The organism is Dyella sp. 01N36 (assembly GCF_056399745.1).
In genome coordinates, this window is the sequence record NZ_JBFTRY010000072.1 from 17210 (window position 1) to 32837 (window position 15628).

At 65.8% G+C, this 15628-nt stretch carries 15 protein-coding genes; 9 read left to right on the plus strand and 6 right to left on the minus strand.

The window, feature by feature from the left end; genetic code table 11:
• Nucleotides 1–113 precede the first annotated feature (113 nt).
• The 5 genes from rsmG (at nt 114) to AC1DMG_RS12715 (ending at nt 4291) form a co-directional block, all read left to right on the plus strand.
• A complete protein-coding gene (rsmG, locus tag AC1DMG_RS12695; RefSeq protein WP_477180582.1) occupies nt 114–749 on the plus strand; it encodes a 16S rRNA (guanine(527)-N(7))-methyltransferase RsmG in 636 nt (211 codons plus the stop codon).
• 52 nt (nt 750–801) lie between these two features.
• Complete coding sequence (locus AC1DMG_RS12700; protein WP_441601849.1) at nt 802–1665, plus strand: ParA family protein; 864 nt, start codon at nt 802–804, stop codon at nt 1663–1665.
• A gap of 2 nt (nt 1666–1667) precedes the next feature.
• Nucleotides 1668–2540 (plus strand): ParB/RepB/Spo0J family partition protein, encoded by an 873-nt coding sequence (locus tag AC1DMG_RS12705; protein WP_441601850.1) that lies wholly within the window; start codon nt 1668–1670, stop codon nt 2538–2540.
• Nucleotides 2541–3024: 484 nt separating this feature from the next.
• Nucleotides 3025–3741 (plus strand): glycosyltransferase, encoded by a 717-nt coding sequence (locus AC1DMG_RS12710; RefSeq protein ID WP_441601851.1) that lies wholly within the window; start codon nt 3025–3027, stop codon nt 3739–3741.
• Between the two features lie 181 nt (nt 3742–3922).
• Entirely contained in the window at nt 3923–4291 is a 369-nt protein-coding gene (locus AC1DMG_RS12715; protein ID WP_441611151.1) for a DUF488 domain-containing protein, read from the plus strand.
• A 4-nt stretch (nt 4292–4295) separates the two neighbouring features.
• Here AC1DMG_RS12715 and AC1DMG_RS12720 read toward each other — a convergent pair whose 3' ends face one another.
• A complete protein-coding gene (locus tag AC1DMG_RS12720; protein ID WP_441601853.1) occupies nt 4296–5255 on the minus strand; it encodes a patatin-like phospholipase family protein in 960 nt (319 codons plus the stop codon).
• A gap of 94 nt (nt 5256–5349) precedes the next feature.
• A complete protein-coding gene (locus AC1DMG_RS12725) occupies nt 5350–6321 on the minus strand; it encodes a helix-turn-helix transcriptional regulator (RefSeq protein WP_121883216.1) in 972 nt (323 codons plus the stop codon).
• Nucleotides 6322–6542: 221 nt separating this feature from the next.
• Here AC1DMG_RS12725 and AC1DMG_RS12730 point away from each other — a divergent pair, with 221 nt between their 5' ends.
• Nucleotides 6543–7367 (plus strand): hypothetical protein, encoded by an 825-nt coding sequence (locus tag AC1DMG_RS12730; RefSeq protein WP_441601854.1) that lies wholly within the window; start codon nt 6543–6545, stop codon nt 7365–7367.
• A 113-nt stretch (nt 7368–7480) separates the two neighbouring features.
• The gene (locus AC1DMG_RS12735; RefSeq protein ID WP_441601855.1) at nt 7481–8305 is read left to right on the plus strand and encodes a DUF481 domain-containing protein; all 825 of its coding nucleotides are present in this window, start codon (nt 7481–7483) and stop codon (nt 8303–8305) included.
• Between the two features lie 73 nt (nt 8306–8378).
• Here the strand turns inward: AC1DMG_RS12735 and hemC are convergent, their stop codons facing one another.
• Nucleotides 8379–9296, minus strand: coding sequence for a hydroxymethylbilane synthase (hemC, locus tag AC1DMG_RS12740; RefSeq protein ID WP_441601856.1), 918 nt, complete (start codon nt 9294–9296; stop codon nt 8379–8381).
• Between the two features lie 137 nt (nt 9297–9433).
• Between hemC and AC1DMG_RS12745 the strand changes: the two genes are divergently transcribed.
• Nucleotides 9434–10102 (plus strand): tetratricopeptide repeat protein, encoded by a 669-nt coding sequence (locus AC1DMG_RS12745; RefSeq protein WP_441601857.1) that lies wholly within the window; start codon nt 9434–9436, stop codon nt 10100–10102.
• A gap of 37 nt (nt 10103–10139) precedes the next feature.
• Here AC1DMG_RS12745 and AC1DMG_RS12750 read toward each other — a convergent pair whose 3' ends face one another.
• From AC1DMG_RS12750 to AC1DMG_RS12760, 3 genes are all read right to left on the minus strand, one after another.
• Complete coding sequence (locus AC1DMG_RS12750) at nt 10140–10844, minus strand: LytR/AlgR family response regulator transcription factor (protein WP_441601858.1); 705 nt, start codon at nt 10842–10844, stop codon at nt 10140–10142.
• A 10-nt stretch (nt 10845–10854) separates the two neighbouring features.
• Nucleotides 10855–11901 carry a sensor histidine kinase gene (locus AC1DMG_RS12755; RefSeq protein ID WP_441601859.1) on the minus strand — a complete coding sequence of 349 codons (1047 nt, stop codon included), beginning with the start codon at nt 11899–11901 and terminating at the stop codon, nt 10855–10857.
• Between the two features lie 74 nt (nt 11902–11975).
• Nucleotides 11976–12641 (minus strand): alpha/beta hydrolase, encoded by a 666-nt coding sequence (locus AC1DMG_RS12760; RefSeq protein WP_441601860.1) that lies wholly within the window; start codon nt 12639–12641, stop codon nt 11976–11978.
• 237 nt (nt 12642–12878) lie between these two features.
• Between AC1DMG_RS12760 and AC1DMG_RS12765 the strand changes: the two genes are divergently transcribed.
• Nucleotides 12879–15314 carry a S9 family peptidase gene (locus AC1DMG_RS12765; protein ID WP_477180583.1) on the plus strand — a complete coding sequence of 812 codons (2436 nt, stop codon included), beginning with the start codon at nt 12879–12881 and terminating at the stop codon, nt 15312–15314.
• Nucleotides 15315–15628 lie beyond the last annotated feature (314 nt).

Here is a 15628-nt window from a genome sequence, read left to right on the forward strand (position 1 = left end):
ACGCTTGGGTGTACCGCTCCGTGGGTTTGTCGCGCACAGGGTGCGCTCCCACAACTGGCGTCCCGTCGTACACACCCGGATACTTGCGTGCCCCGTTCCTGCAAGGCCCTTCCATGACCTCTCGCCAAGTCCTGCAAACCCGGCTGGAAAGCGGCATCGCCGCGCTTGGCGTGAGCTTGCCGGCGGGCGCCGTGGAGCGTCTGCTCGATTACCAGGCCCTGCTGGCGCGCTGGAATGCCACCTACAACCTCACCGCCATCCGCGATCCGCTGGAGATGGTCAGTCGCCATCTGGTCGATTCGCTGGCGATCCTGCCCTATGTGCAGGGCCAGACGCTGGCCGATCTGGGCACCGGCCCCGGCCTGCCCGGCATTCCGCTGGCGATCGCGCGCCCGGAGCTGCAGGTGCTGCTGGTGGATTCCAACGGCAAGAAGGTCCGCTTCCTGCGCGAGGCCATTCGCTCACTGAAGCTTGAGAACGTGCGTGCGGTGCAATCGCGCGTGGAAGAAGTGGAAGGCCAGTTCGATTGCATCACCGCCCGCGCCTTCGCCAGCCTGGAGGACATGCTGGCCTGGGGTGGTCACCTTTTGACCAAGGACGGCATCTGGCTTGCCATGAAGGGCAGGCATCCGGATGAGGAACTGCCTGGCGTACCCGCTGGTTTCGAGGTTCGCGCCACCCATACGCTCGCCGTGCCTGATGTGGGTGGCGAGCGGCACCTTGTGGTACTAGGCCGCACCGCTGGCTGAGCAGGCTGCTAATCTAGCCCCCTTTTCACTCGTTCACGGTATCGACGACACCATGGCCCGCATCATCGCTGTCGCCAACCAGAAAGGTGGTGTCGGCAAGACCACCACCGCCGTCAATCTCGCCGCCGCGCTGGCTGCCGCCAAGCGCAAGGTGCTCTTGGTCGATCTCGATCCGCAGGGCAACGCGACCATGGCGTCGGGCGTGGACAAGCGCGTGGCCAAGCCCAACGGCTGCGAGGTGCTGCTGGACGAGGCGCCGATCGAGCAGGCCATCGTCAAGACCGAAGCGCATTACGACCTGCTGCCCGGCAACGGCGACCTCACCGCCGCCGAGCTGAAGCTGATGGACGCGATTGCGCGCGAAAGCCGCCTCAAGGACGCGCTGTCGAAGATCGCCGATCGCTACGACATCGTGCTGATCGACTGCCCGCCCTCGCTGCACCTGCTGACGCTCAATGCGCTGACGGCAGCGACGGGTCTGTTGATTCCAGTGCAGTGCGAATACTTCGCGCTGGAAGGTCTATCCAGCCTGCTCGATACGGTGAAGGCCGTGCGCCAACGCCTCAATCCCGCGCTGGAAATCGAAGGCCTGCTGCGCACCATGTACGACGTGCGCAACAACCTCGGCAACGAAGTGTCAGCGCAGCTGACCACGCATTTCGGCGACAAGGTGCTGCGCTCGATCATTCCGCGCAACGTGCGCCTGGCCGAGGCGCCCAGCCATGGCCAGCCGATCCATCTGTATGACCGCAGCTCGCGCGGCGCCATTGCCTATATCGGCCTGGCCGGCGAGATGATCCGCCGCGATCGCAACCAGCAGGCGGCAGCGCTCGATCACGCCAACGACGTGGTCACGCCGACGCTGCACGAGAGTGACGAGACGCTCGACGACATCGTCGACATCCATCAGGAGTAAGCATGTCCGCTGCGAAAAAACGAGGCCTGGGACGCGGGCTCGATGTGCTGCTCGGCGGCAATGACGAACCCGGCAAGCCCTCGGTGCTTGAGCAGGAAGGCGAATTGCGCCACCTGCCGATCCAGCAGATCCAGCCCGGCAAGTACCAGCCGCGTCGCCATTGGAACGACGAGGCGCTGGACGAACTGGCGGCCTCGATTCGCGCGCAGGGACTGATCCAGCCGGTGGTGGTTCGCGCCATCGGCAAGAACCAGTACGAGCTGATCGCCGGCGAACGCCGCTGGCGTGCCGCGCAGCGCGCGCAGCTGTCGGAACTGCCGGCGCTGGTGAAGGACGTGCCGGAAGTGGCCGTGCCGGCCATGGCTCTGATCGAAAACATCCAGCGCCAGGACCTCACGCCGCTCGAAGAAGCCGACGCGCTCAAGCGCCTGATCGACGACTTCGCGCTCACCCACCAGCAAGCTGCCGATGCCGTCGGTCGCTCGCGTGCATCCGTTTCCAACTTGCTGCGCATGACTGAGCTGCCAGCCTCCATCAAGCGCCTGCTCGATGAAGGCAAGCTGGAAATGGGCCACGCCCGCTGCCTGATCACCCTGCCCGAAAGCATGGCCGAAGGTCTCGCCCTGGAAGCCTCCCGCCACGGCTGGAGCGTGCGCGAGCTGGAAGAAGCCGCGCGTCGCGCGCAGACGGCGCCCAAGGGCAAGGCCAAGCACACGCCGTCGCGCGATCCGAATGTCGACGCGCTGGAACGCGAACTGGGCGAGCGCTTTGCCACTCGCGTGGAGTTGGCGCAGGGGCGCGGAGGCAAGGGCAAGTTGGTGATCCACTATCACAGCAACGATGAGCTGGATGGGATTCTGGGGAAGATTCGCTGAGGCGAATGGCTTCGTCTTTCTGCTCGTCATCGAGCCCGTCGCGTCATGCGAGGACCCGGGCGCCAAGAGCCACAAAACGCCCGGCCTAGCCGGGCGTCCTTTTTTGTAGGAGCGCACTTGTGCGCGACCAGCCGACGGAGCGTTAGCGCTGCGGTCTCGCACAAGTGCGCTCCTACAAGGGGATGCACGCCGGTGGGGGCGGTCAGAGTTGCCGGCCCGCTCTTTGTGGGAGCGCACCCTGTGCGCGACAAGCCGACGGAGCGGTACACCCAAGCGCGGCAGTCGCGCACAGGGTGCGCTCCCACAGACAAGCCGGCACGGCGGCGGAGGCTCCGCCTTAAGTGCGGCGATCAGCATTCATCCGAGGCTCGGTCGAGTGCCGGAAGGCCCCCGAGCCGCCCCGCCGCCTGACGCCAGCCCCTCCACCCACTAGAATAGCCCCCTGGCGCCCCTGCGCCCCCTGTTAAAGACCAAGGCCCTCCCCATGCCACAGCTGTCCGTCGTCGTGCCGGTGTTCAACGAGCGCGACAATATTCCGCCGCTGCTCGCCGAAATCGCCGCTGCCCTGCGCGGCAAGGTGGACTTCGAGGTCGTCTATGTGGACGACGATTCCAGCGACGACAGCGTGGCCGTGCTGGCGGCGGAGAAGGCGAAGTATCCGGAGTTGCGCATCGTGCGCCACCTCACCCGCAGCGGTCAGAGCACGGCGGTGTGGAATGGCGTGCGCGCGGCGCGTTCGCCGTGGATCGCCACCCTGGACGGTGATGGCCAGAACGATCCGGCCGATATTCCCAAGCTGCTCGCCCAGCGCGAACAGAGTGGCCCGGACGTGCGCCTGTTTGCTGGTTGGCGCACCACGCGCCGGGACAGCTTCAACAAGCGCATCTCGTCCAAGATCGCCAACGCGGTGCGTTCGCGCATGCTGCGCGATTCGACGCCCGACACCGGTTGCGGCCTGAAGCTGTTCGACCGCGACGTGTTCATGCGCCTGCCCTACTTCGACCACATGCACCGCTATCTGCCGGCGCTGGTGAAGCGTGCGGGCTTCCAGAGCACCAGCGTGCCGGTGGGTCATCGCCCGCGCACGGCGGGTACCTCCAAGTACGGCATGCTCGATCGCCTGTGGGTAGGCATCGCCGACCTGCGTGGCGTGGCCTGGCTGATGCGCCGTGGCAAGGTCACCCAGGTCGAAGAGATCTGAGTTAGCGACTGACTTACCTGTGTGTGGGAGCGCACCCTGTGCGCGACAGGCCCACATGTTGGACTGCGCTGCCGATGATCGCGGTGCCATCCGGCACCGCGTTCGCGCACAGGGTGCGCTCCCACAACGCGTTCTTCATCGGCGTATGCTGATGATTCGTGCTTCGGGAGGCCGCCCGTCCATGAGTATCACCGTCAAGCGCATCTATGAGGCGCCCGCCAAGAGCGATGGCTATCGCGTGCTGGTGGACCGCGTATGGCCGCGTGGCATGAAGAAGGAAGACGCCGCGCTCGATGCCTGGAGCAAGGAGCTGGCGCCATCCACCGCCCTGCGCAAATGGTTTGGCCACGATCCCGCGCGCTGGGAAGGTTTCCGCCACCGCTACGCTACCGAACTCGATGCCGCGGCCGAGCATTGGCGCCCTCTGCTGACCCAGGCATCGCGTCACCGCATCACGCTCTTGTTCGGTGCGCGCGACGAGGAGCACAACAACGCGGTGGCGCTGAAGTGCTATCTCGATGCGCTGTTAAAGGCCAACGGCCAGCATTGAACGCTCAGGAGCGGCCGGTAAACACGCCGGTGCGTGTCGGCTGCCAGTTCGCCAATGCCAGACGGGCCTGTTTGCGGCCCATCTCGATCAATTCGCCGGCGCGGTAGAACTCGTACACCGTGGCCACATTGCGCGGCATGCGGATCAACAGATCAGGCTCGTACGCCGCCAGGCGCAGGCGCGACAGATTGGCCTGCATCAGGTCCATCGATTGCATGAGCAGTTCCAGCATGCCCGGTTCGCGCGCCTTCTCGGCGCCATGCGGCATGAGCTTGCCGATGAACTCGCCGATGCGCGACCGATAGCCGTCGTTGCTCGCCGTGGGTGTCGCGCGCACCTCGTCCGGGGTGCCGGCATCGGGCGGGCCGTCCATGCTCACGGCGAACAGATAGTCCGCCGGATCGCGGATCAGCGGCGTCACCGGTACGGGATTGAGCAGACCGCCGTCGATCAGGCGCCGCTCGGACAAGGTATGCGGACGAAAAATGGTCGGAATGGCGATGGACGCACGGATCGCATCAAACAGCGGGCCGCGGGTGAGCCAGACTTCGCGTTCGCGGTCCAGGTCGGTGGCGACGGCGGTGAAGGCGATCGGCAGATCTTCAATGGCGACGTCGCCGATCAGCCCACGCATGGTCTCGATGATGCGCTCGCCCTTGATCAGGCCACCGCCCGACAGCGTCCAGTCGACCAGCTTGAGCACATCCATCTTGGCCAGCGAACAGACCCAGTCGCGGTAGACGCCCAGTTTGCCGGTGGCGTAGATGCCGCCGATCAGCGCGCCCATCGAGGTGCCGGCAATCGCGACGATTTGATAGCCCTGCGCTTCGATCTCCTCGATGGCGCCGATATGCGCCAGACCTTTCGCGCCTCCGGAACCAAGTGCGAGCGCGACGGTCGGTTTTCTGGTGACGTTGGCTTCGGCAGGAAGCGTCGAGGGATCGGCGATATCAGTGGCGCTCATGGCTCAGACGACAAAAAGTGAGTGGAGAGGAGTGCGTGGCGAGAGGCTGCGTCCACGCGCGTGCTCGCATCACCCTCGTCTTGGCCCACTTATCTCACTGATAGCCGCCCAGTGCCAGCTGCAGCTGGATCTTCATTTCCTCGCGCAGCGACAAGGGCGCCACCACTTCCGCATCCGGACCGTACTTGAGTACGTCCATCAGCAATTCCTTGGAATTGGAATACGGCACCTGCAGCTCATAGCGGCCGTCGGACAGCCACTCGCCCTTCTGCTGCGAATGCCAGTGTTCGTCGGCCACCCAGCGTGCGGCGTGCTGCGAGAAACGCAGCGTGGCCCAGGCCTTGGGCTTGCCGGCAAAGATGCCGTAGCTGGAGGCCAGCGCGTCGTTGAGTTCCTGCTCGACCACGTCGCGCGCGGGATCTTCGAGCGATTGCGGCTCGGCAATGCGATCCACGGCGAAACTGCGCAGCGCTTCGCGGTCGTGATCCCATACATCGAGATACCAGTTGTCGCGATAGTGCGTCAGGCGTTGCGGCGACACGCGGCGATGACTGTCCGCATTGGTCGTGCGCGCGCGATAGCGGAAACGCAGCTGCTTGCGTTCGAGCACGGCGCCGGCGACCACGCGGAACACCTGCTGGTCGAGCTTGCGTTCGCCCCAGGCGATGACGCGGATGCGTTCGATCGGCAGCGTCTTGCCGGTGCCCTGGTCGGACAGCAGGTGTTCGATGCGCGCCTTGAACGGCGCGAGTGCGCCGGCAAGCACGCCCGGTCCGCTGCGACCAATCAGTTCGTTGAGCGCAAGCAAGGCGGCGAGTTCATCCGAGGTCAGCCACAGCCCCGGCAACTCGAATCGTTCGCCTTCGCCCACCGCATAGCGAAACGCGGCGTGCTCGCCGCCTGCGCTTTCGATGGGCGCACCCAACGCGTCGCGCAGAAACGCCACGTCGCGATACAGCGTGGCACGCGAGCACTCCAGCTCGTCCATCAGACGAGGAAGAGGCACGGGATAGTGCGCCGACTTCAGCAATCGGTGCAGGGTGAGAATGCGCTCGTAACGATCCATGAAATGATTTTCGACGGCTGCCTCCGCGTAGCATGCGCACCGTTGGCGGAACCCGCAAGTCCACCAGATGGTGGGATTCAGCAAGACCACGCCACGGTCACGCGCACGTGATCCCCCCTTCACGTACAAAAGACACCACGCTCATGAAGCCGCGCCACCAAGCTCAGCCATACGCTGTCGTCAGCAGCCGCACCGTCCCCGCACGGGCGCGACCACGCCCCTTGGCCGCCACCTTGTTGCACGTCAGCGGCTATGACGGCTTTGGGCTTTGGATGGTGCTTGGACTCGCGCTGGCGGTGGGTGTGTATCCCGATGGTCGTGGCGACGTGCTGGTGCCGGTGGCGCTGGGTGCATCGCTGGTAGCCATGGGTTTGCTCGCGGCCTGCCTGCATTCGCGCTGGATGACGCACTGGCATGGATGGGTCATCGTCAGGGGCTCACGGCCCACGCGCGACGCCCTGGTGGCACTCGCCTGCGGCTTGCCGGTGCTGGCGGTGGCAGGGCTGGCGCGTGGTGACAACGCGTTCTGGGCAACGCGTTTGTCGGGCGCGGCGATGGCGTTGTGCTGCTTCGCCAGCATCATCGTGGCGGCGTATGCGGATGCCCAGCGGCAGGCGCCCGGCATGGATCCGCAACTGGCCACGCAGTTGCCGCTCAGTCGGGTGGTGTCGGCCACTTATGGCGGGGGGCTGTGGCTGTGGCTTTGCACGGCTGGCCAAAACACCGATGAGACCATTTTGCACCCGCTGTCGTGGATCATCGGCTTGCTGGCGCTCGCGCTGCTGCGCGGCCTGGTGGAGAGCCTGCGCTGGCAGGCGACGCTGCGGCGGGTGGCGGCGCCGCGCGGTCGGCTGGAATTGCAGCCCAAGCGTTATCTGGCGGCGCTGCTGGTGTATGCGGTGCCGTGCGTGGCCTTGTTGCTGATGAGCTTCGAAGACGGCTGGCTCGCCCTGGCCGCCGTGGCGGCCGTGAGTTGCACGGTAGGCATGGCGACCGAGCTAAGTTTGTATGATGAAGCCCTGGCAGCCTTGCCAGACGGCCCCTGAGGGGCTCGTCGCGCGTCAGCGCTGAACAAAACCTCCCCCGGTTCACAGGCAGTTCAATCCGCCCCGTTAAGGTGGCGGCCTGCCAATTTTTAACGAAAAAGGAACAATCTCAGATGAAAAGCACCCTGATGGCGGGCGCCCTGCTCGCAGCGCTGGCCAGTTTTGGCGCTCAAGCCGACGACGCGTCATCCAATCCGGCCAACAACGGCGGGTGGACGGGTTCGGGCGAATTCGGTTTCGCGTCCTCCTATGGCAACTCCCGCTCGGAAAACATCAACGCCAAGCTCGGCGTGAGCCAGGAAAACGACATGTGGAAGAACAACTTCTTCCTCAATGGGCTGCGTTCCAAGGGCGAGGTCGAGGTGCAGGACCAGCAAGGCAACACCGTCGACCGCCTCACCACCACGGCCAATCGCTACGACAGCGGCGCCTCGGTGGGCTACAAGCTCGATCCGCGCAGCTACATCGTGACGGCCGCGCGTTATGAGCACGACGATTTCGGCGCCAACCTGTGGCAGGGCATCGTCTCGGTCGGCTACGGCTATATCGCGCTGAAGACGGAGCGCACCGAGCTGTCGTTCGAAGCCGGCCCCGGTTACAAGCGCTATCGCCCTGCCGACGTCGACCAGGCGGTGACCCAGCCCGATGGCACCACCGAAACGGTACGCGTGCGCCAGAACACCGTGAGCGAAGCGGTCGGCCGCGGTCTGGTCAACTACAAGTACCGCCTCACCGACAACACCGCATTCGAAGACACCCTGCTGATCGAAGCGGGCTCGGACAACAAGTACTACCAGAACGATATCGGCCTGTCGGTCAGCATGACCAAGAAGGTGGCGCTCAAGCTCGGCTATCAGCTGCGCTACAACAGCGATGTGCAGCCCGGCACGCAGAGCACCGATTCGCTGGTGACGACCAATCTGCTCTACAACTTCTAAGCGCTCGCGCTTTGCCCAAGCCGCCCTGGCTGGCCGTCGACGACGGGTCCGCGGGGCGGCTTTTTCTTTGGACTCAGTGGCCGAGCAAGGAGGCCGCGCCTTGCGCGAACAGCGCTTCAGCGACCTGCTTGCCCAGCGCCTCGGCCTGATCGCCTTCCGCTTCGGCTTGGGCCTGCAGCAGGCGACCGCTGCTCACGTCGCCCACCATGCCGCGCAGATGCAGGCCGCGCTCGGTCACCGTGCACCACGCACCCACCGGCACCGTGCAGCTGCCGCCCAGGGCCTGGTTCATGGCCCGCTCGGCGGTGACGGCCAGGCGGGTCTGGGCATCGTCCAATGCCGCCAGCAAGGCAAGCACCTCGGGCTGATCGGAGCGTGCCTCGATCGCGATGGCGGCTTGTCCCGGCGCAGGCAGCCAGTCAGGAGCGGCGAGACGCCCGCGGATGCGCGAGGCCAGGCCCAGGCGCTCCAGCCCGGCGCAGGCCAGCAGGATCGCCTCGTAGTGGCCTGCGTCGAGCTTGGACAGGCGCGTGCCTACGTTGCCGCGCAGGTCGAGCAGGGTCAGGTCCGGGCGCACGGCGCGCAGCTGCGCCTGGCGGCGTAGCGAGGAAGTACCCACGCGGGCGCCCAGCGGCAGCGCGGCCAGATTGGCGTAGTCATTGCTCACGAAGGCATCGGCGGCGTCGGCGCGCGGCAGGATGGCCGGCAGCGTAAAGCCTGCTTCCAGCTCGGAGGGCACGTCCTTCAACGAGTGCACTGCCAGGTCGGCGCGGCCTTCCAGCATGGCCACTTCCAGTTCCTTGAGGAACAGTCCCTTGCCGCCGATCGTGGCCAGGGGCTGATCGAGGATCTCGTCACCTCGCGTCGACAACGGCACCAGGTCGACGAACAGCCCCGGATGGATCAGACGCAGCTCCGCCGCGACGTGTTCAGCCTGCCAGAGGGCGAGTGCGCTCTTGCGGGTGGCGATGCGCAGCGTGGTTGGCGTCATGGTGATCTCGGTGGGGGCGTCGCACGAGGCGTCGTCGGGGGCCCCATTGTCGCGTAATTATTGCCGCGGCTGCATTAGGTAGCCGGTCGCACTAGCAGCTATCCTGCGCCCGGGATGGGACAGCAAGGAGTGTTGTCATGAAGATCCGCAGGGTGGTTTGCAGCGTCCTTTTCATCATCGTCGGCCACGCCGCGTTCGCGGCGAATGTTCCACCGGTCACCAGCAGCGCTGCGACGGCGTTACCCGTGCTGTTGCCGGATGGACGGCCATACACTGATCCTGATCTATCCGCACGTGGGTTGCCTGAGGCGTCCGCGTTCAACCAAGGTGGCTATCCCGGCAGCGCGCTGCAGCTTTCGCCCGTGCGCAAACTGACCGACGAAGGCTGGCTGGCGGCGAGCGCGCATCGCGCGAGCGCGGCGCAGATCAACTTCCATCGCGCGCTGCGCATCAAGCCGAACGATCGTCGCCTGCTTTGGGCGGTGGGCTGGAGCATGATCAATCTCAACGACCCGGCGTGTGCGCTCGAAGCGTTCCAGCGCAATCTCTCGCTGCGTCCGCAGCAACGTCCGCAGTGGGTGCCGATGGCGATGGCGCTGACGTATACGGCGTCGGGCCAGCGTGACGTGGCCGTGGCCTGGTATCGCGCCGCGGCGCTCAGCGATCCGGTGCGCTTTGGCACTGACAACGCCACCCGCCGCAGCACGCTGCACTGGACCGCCAGCGAGCGCGCGCTGATCAGGCAATTGATCGGCTATGCATCGCAGGGCGATGGCCCCGAGAACAGCGAGCTGGCGTCGCGTTGACCGACCGGCGAAGCGGCGAGGTGTTGAGCTCGCAGCTTCAACCCATGCGCAGCAGCTTGCGCAAGGTCGGCAAGTTGCGTCGGCTCACTTCCGGCATCAGCTCGGTGCCGCCCAGTCGCGCCAGCACGCGGCCATCGGCGAGTGTTTTGAGGCCGAGCAGACGTTGCGCCGGCACCAGGCAATTGCGATGCAGGCGTATCAGGGTGTCCGGATAGGCCTCTTCCAGCTGGCGCAGCGACTCTTCCAGCAGCAGCTGGCCACCGCGGTGTTGCACCACCACGTACTTCTCTTCCGCCAGCAGGCAGACCACGTCGTCGAGCGCGACGCGCACCTGCTCGCCGCGCAAGCGCCCGTGCAGATAACCGCCGGTATCGCGCGGCGCCTGCTGCAGGCGCTGGCGTGCGCGCTGCAAGGCCTCGTTGAGCCGCTCGAGTCGGACCGGCTTCAGCAGATAGTCCACGGCGCCCAGGTCGAACGCGTGTAAGGCATGGCTTTCGTAGGCGGTGCAGAACACCACCAGCGGACGCTTGCTGCTTGCCAGTCGCTGCGCCAGTGCCGTGCCGCTCATGCCGGGCATGTTGATGTCCAGCAGCAGTACGTCCGGTTGCAGCTCGCCGAGCGCTTCGAGCGCGGCCTCGCCATCGGCCACGCTGCCGGCCACTTCGACGTCRTGGCATTCGCCCAGCAGCGCCGCGAGGCGGGCGCGTGCCAGGGGTTCGTCGTCAACGATAAGTACGCGCATGGGTTCGGTTCTATGCTTCCGGCAGCTGCAGGCGCACGATGAAACGCCCGCCTTCGGGGCCGGCGATGACGCGCGCGCGTGGACCATAACGATAGGCCACGCGGCGACGTACGTTGTCCAGGCCGTGGCCATGACCGCCGGGCGCCGGTTCGCTGGCCAGCGGGTTGTCGATTTCGATCAGGATGTCGCCGCGCTCGCGGCGGCCGCGCAGGATCACCTCGCCGCCTTCGCGCAAGGGCTGGATGCCATGACGCACGGCGTTCTCCACCAGCGGCTGCAGCAGCAGGCGCGGCAGTGGAAACGCATCGGGCAGATCGTCCAGCTCACGCCGTACGCGCAAGCGTTCGCCCAGGCGAAGCTGCTCGATGTCGAGGTAGCGATCGACCAGGCCCAGTTCCTCGCCCAGCGTGCCATCGCGCGTGCTGTGTTCGCCCAGGGCGGCGCGGAACAATTCGGAGAGATCCTCGACCGTGCGCTCGGCCGCGGCGGGATCCACTCGCACCAGCGCCGCCACGGTATTCATGCTGTTGAACAGGAAGTGCGGACGGATGCGCGCCTGCAACGCCGCCACCTGGGCCTGCGAGACCGCCTCGAGGCGGGTCTGCCACTGCGCGAGCAAGTAGAAATAGCGCAGCATCGCGGCGCCGAGCAGGGCGGCAATCACCGTGTTGTTGAGCACGAAGTCGCCGGTGCTGTCGCGCAGCAGGCTCATCTGCAGCAGGCCGTCCATCCAGTGCACCAGCGCGCTGCCGGCCATCACGATCACCACCATGGCCATCCATACGGCGGCATACGACGCATGACCCGGCAGGCGCAGAAACAGCGGACGCAGCTTGCACAAGGCGACGCCGATCACTACGGCCAGCCAGTCGGCAAACAACATGCCCACGCTGAAACCGCGCCAGCCGTGGCTGTTGTTGGGCGCCAGCCACATCACCGTGACCGTGACCGAGGCCATGATCAGCAGCGCGAAGATCACCGGGCCGCTGCAGAAATCAGGCAGCGGGCGATGTTCCGCGCGACTAGGTGCCGGTGGCGTGGTGGTGGACTCCCTCATGTGAAGGAGTATGCCGCATGCGTGGTCAGGCTACTTTGAGCGTCATCCCAGCCCACGCCGACAGCCGGCGGCCATCAGACGCCCAGGCGCACCGTCATCCACTGGCGCAGGTCGGCCACTTCCTCGCCGCACACGGAGTGCGGCATCGGATAGGTGTGCCAGCTGACCGAATAGCCCAGCGACTGCAGCAGATCGCGCGAGCTGACGCCGCGGGTCAGCGGCACGATCGGGTCGGCGGTGCCGTGGCCCCAGAACACCGAGGCGTGGCCGTTGGCGGGGCTGCGTTCGCTGGCAAAGGAGTCCTGCAACGGCAGGTAGGTGGACAGGGCGATGATGCCTGCCAGCGGCTGCGCGTGGCGCAGGCCGCCCGCCAGTGCGATGGCGCCGCCCTGCGAAAAGCCGGCCAGCAGGATGCGCGAGCTGGGCACGCCGCGCTCGTTCTCGCGGGCGATCAGCGCTTCGACGCTGGCGATGGAGGCCCGCATCCCGGTTTCGTCCTGGCGGGAAATCAGGTCGACCCCCACGATGTCGTACCAGGCGCGCATCGGCATGCCGCCATTGACCGTCACCGGTCGCACCGGCGCATGCGGAAAGACGAAGCGCAACGCCGGCCACTCCGGCGAGACCAGCTCCGGCACGATCGGGGCGAAGTCGTTGCCGTCGGCCCCCAGTCCGTGCAGCCAGATCACGCTATGGCCGGGGTTGGGAGCGGTTTCGATCTCGACAGTAGGGAGGGGCATGTTGTTCGCCGTGCTGGGTCTTTCAGGGGGATAGCATGCCTTGAAGACACGCAGGAGAACCTCACGGAACGCATGGCCCGCGGGGTTGGCCGACAAGGCGCCGACCAGAAGCCCGACATGGGCTTGGGGATAACCGGTAAGACTACCTGCCTAGGCGATCAGTTTGTACGGGACCATCGGCGCTTGTGCAGTCCGAAGGCTTGGCTATGCTCCGACGTTTTGACTGTGGAGCCATCCATGCGCCGAACGCTGTTCGCCGGCCTTGCCGCCCTTGCCACGCTGCCCGCGGCGGCCTTGTCGCCCCCGTCCTCCGGTGCGCAGCTGGATCTGGAAACCATCATGGCCAATCCCGACTGGATCGGCGCTGCGGTGGAACAGCCCTACTGGAGCGTGGACGGCTATAGCCTGTACTACTCGCTCAAGCGCGACGGCAGCAAGGTGCGCGACCTGTATCGCGTCGACGCCGCCGGTGGCCAGGCCACCAAGCTCGATCCCGCCGCCATGGCGCAGGCCGAAGGCCCGGCGGTCTACGACCGGGCGCACCGCCACGCTGCCTATGTGATGCACGGCGACGTGTTCATCGTCGATCTCACCACCGGCCGCCATGTGCAGGTGACCCGCTCGACCGAGGCGGAATCCGCGCCGCGCTTTTCCAGCGATGGCCGCAGCCTGCAGTACCGCCAGGCCAACAACTGGTTCGTCTACGACCTCGCCTCCGGCGTGAGCGCACCGGCTGCCGTGCTGCGCTTTGTCGACGATCCGCAGGCCAAGAAGCCCGACCAGCTCAAGGACATGCAGCTGGAGCTGTTCCGCTCGCTGCGTGAAAACAAGTCCGACAAGGACGCCTCGCGCGACAACGACGACGCACTGATCGCCGCCGATCCCGGCCGTGCACCCAAGCCCATCTATCTGGGCGAAGGCGGCGAACCGGCCGACACCGAACTGTCGCCGGACGGCCGCTGGATGGTGGTGGTGACCAAGCCCAAGGGCGCGAAGGAAGGCAAGCGTCCGGAAGTCACTCACTACGTGACCGACTCGGGTTACGCCGAGCAGCAGGAAGCGCGCGTCTACGTGGGCCGCAACGATCCCGCGCCGCAGTCGATGGTGCTGGTGGATCTGAAGTCCGCCAAGTTCTATCCGCTGAAGACCGACGGTCTCCCCGGCATCAAGGACGACCCGCTCAAGGACATCCGCGCCAAGACGGTGGCCGCGCTCGAGAAGGACGGCAAGGGTGATGAAGCCAAGGCGCTGAAGGCGCCGGAGATCCGCCCGGTGCGCATCGTCTCCAATGCCGACGACGGCGGCGGTGGCGGCATCGTGTGGAGCGACGACGGCCAGAACGTGGCCATCCAGCTGCGCGCGATCGACAACAAGGACCGCTGGATCGCCAGCGTGGACTTCGACAAGCACGCACTGGTCAACCAGCACCGCCTCACCGACAACGCCTGGATCAACTGGAACTTCAACGATTTCGGCTGGCTCAAGGATGGCCGCACGCTGTGGTATCTCAGCGAGGAAACCGGCTACTCGCAGCTCTATACCAAGTCGCCCGGCGGCAAGGCCAAGGCGCTCACCAGCGGCAAGTTCGAAGTGAGCCATCCCGCGCTGAGCCAGGACGGCCAGTGGTTCTACGTGCGCACCAACCAGGTCGCGCCATATAGCTATGACGTGTATCGCGTGCCCAGCGCCGGCGGCGAACTCGCCCGCCTGACGCAGGTGCAGGGCATGGACGATTTCGCGCTGTCTCCCGATGGTCGCCAGCTCGCCGTGCTGCATTCGGCGCCGTACACGCTGGCGCAGCTGGCCGTGCAAGGCGTCGACGGTGGCGCATCGCGCGAACTCACCAACACGATGAAGCCGGCCTTCACCGCGCATGCGTGGATCCAGCCGAAGATCATCGGCATTCCGTCGTCGCATGGCGCGGGCACGATCTGGGCCAAGTACTACGGCCCGGCGGATGAAGCCGCCGCCGCTTCGCGTCCCGCGGTGATCTTCGTGCACGGCGCGGGCTATCTGCAGAACGTCACGCTGTCCTACTCCAACTACTTCYGCGAACAGATGTTCCACAACCTGCTGGTGCAGCAGGGCTATGTGGTGCTCGATATGGACTACCGCGCTTCGGACGGCTATGGCCGCGCGTGGCGCACGGCGATCTATCGCCAGATGGGCCATCCGGAACTGGAAGACCTGCTGGATGGCAAGGCGTGGCTGGTGAAGAACCACGGCGTCGACACCAGGCGTGTGGGCATGTACGGCGGCAGCTACGGCGGCTTCATGACGCTGATGTCGCTGCTGCGCGCGCCAGGCGAATTCGCGGCTGGTTCTGCGCTGCGTCCGGTGACGGACTGGACCAGCTACAACCACGAATACACCTCCAACATCCTCAACGATCCCCAGCTCGATCCGGAGTCGTACCAGGTCAGCTCGCCGATCAATTTCGCCGACAAGCTGCAGGATCCGCTGTTGATGCAGCATGGTCTGATCGACGACAACGTGATGACCAGCGACACCATCCGCATGTATCAGCGCTTCATCGAGTTGCACAAGAACAACTTCTGGATGTCGTTGTATCCGATGGAGCGGCATGGCTTTACGCATGCGGACTCCTGGTACGACGAGTACCGGCGGATTGATGAGTTGTTCAATACGTATGTGAAGCCGGTGAAGCAGTAACGCGCTCTGCTCCCTCTCCCCGGCGGGGAGAGGGTTGGCGGCGTTGCCACCTTTACGGTGGTGAGGGGTCAACCTTGAGAAGCCGCTTCAACTGGAGCGGCTTTTTCTTTGGCTCGTCATCTCGGCGTTGGCCGGGAGCGCCTTTCAACACCCCCGGATGACGCGCCTTCCGGGCTGCGCGTGCGGGTTGCGGGGACCTCGAGAGCGGAGAGCCAAGAGCGGAGAGCCACATCAAGAGCCACGCAACGTCCGACGCTGYTGGGCSGCTCTCTTGTAGGAGCGCACTTGTGCGCGACCAGCCTACGGAGCGATGC

What these genes read in the sequence shown, in the direction of transcription:
- rsmG (WP_477180582.1), top strand. Translation starts at nt 114, where the DNA reads ATGACCTCTCGCCAAGTCCTGCAAACCCGGCTGGAAAGCGGCATCGCC.
- AC1DMG_RS12700 (WP_441601849.1), top strand. Translation starts at nt 802, where the DNA reads ATGGCCCGCATCATCGCTGTCGCCAACCAGAAAGGTGGTGTCGGCAAG.
- AC1DMG_RS12705 (WP_441601850.1), top strand. Translation starts at nt 1,668, where the DNA reads ATGTCCGCTGCGAAAAAACGAGGCCTGGGACGCGGGCTCGATGTGCTG.
- AC1DMG_RS12710 (WP_441601851.1), top strand. Translation starts at nt 3,025, where the DNA reads ATGCCACAGCTGTCCGTCGTCGTGCCGGTGTTCAACGAGCGCGACAAT.
- AC1DMG_RS12715 (WP_441611151.1), top strand. Translation starts at nt 3,923, where the DNA reads ATGAGTATCACCGTCAAGCGCATCTATGAGGCGCCCGCCAAGAGCGAT.
- AC1DMG_RS12720 (WP_441601853.1), bottom strand. Translation starts at nt 5,255, where the DNA reads ATGAGCGCCACTGATATCGCCGATCCCTCGACGCTTCCTGCCGAAGCC.
- AC1DMG_RS12725 (WP_121883216.1), bottom strand. Translation starts at nt 6,321, where the DNA reads ATGGATCGTTACGAGCGCATTCTCACCCTGCACCGATTGCTGAAGTCG.
- AC1DMG_RS12735 (WP_441601855.1), top strand. Translation starts at nt 7,481, where the DNA reads ATGAAAAGCACCCTGATGGCGGGCGCCCTGCTCGCAGCGCTGGCCAGT.
- hemC (WP_441601856.1), bottom strand. Translation starts at nt 9,296, where the DNA reads ATGACGCCAACCACGCTGCGCATCGCCACCCGCAAGAGCGCACTCGCC.
- AC1DMG_RS12745 (WP_441601857.1), top strand. Translation starts at nt 9,434, where the DNA reads ATGAAGATCCGCAGGGTGGTTTGCAGCGTCCTTTTCATCATCGTCGGC.
- AC1DMG_RS12755 (WP_441601859.1), bottom strand. Translation starts at nt 11,901, where the DNA reads ATGAGGGAGTCCACCACCACGCCACCGGCACCTAGTCGCGCGGAACAT.
- AC1DMG_RS12760 (WP_441601860.1), bottom strand. Translation starts at nt 12,641, where the DNA reads ATGCCCCTCCCTACTGTCGAGATCGAAACCGCTCCCAACCCCGGCCAT.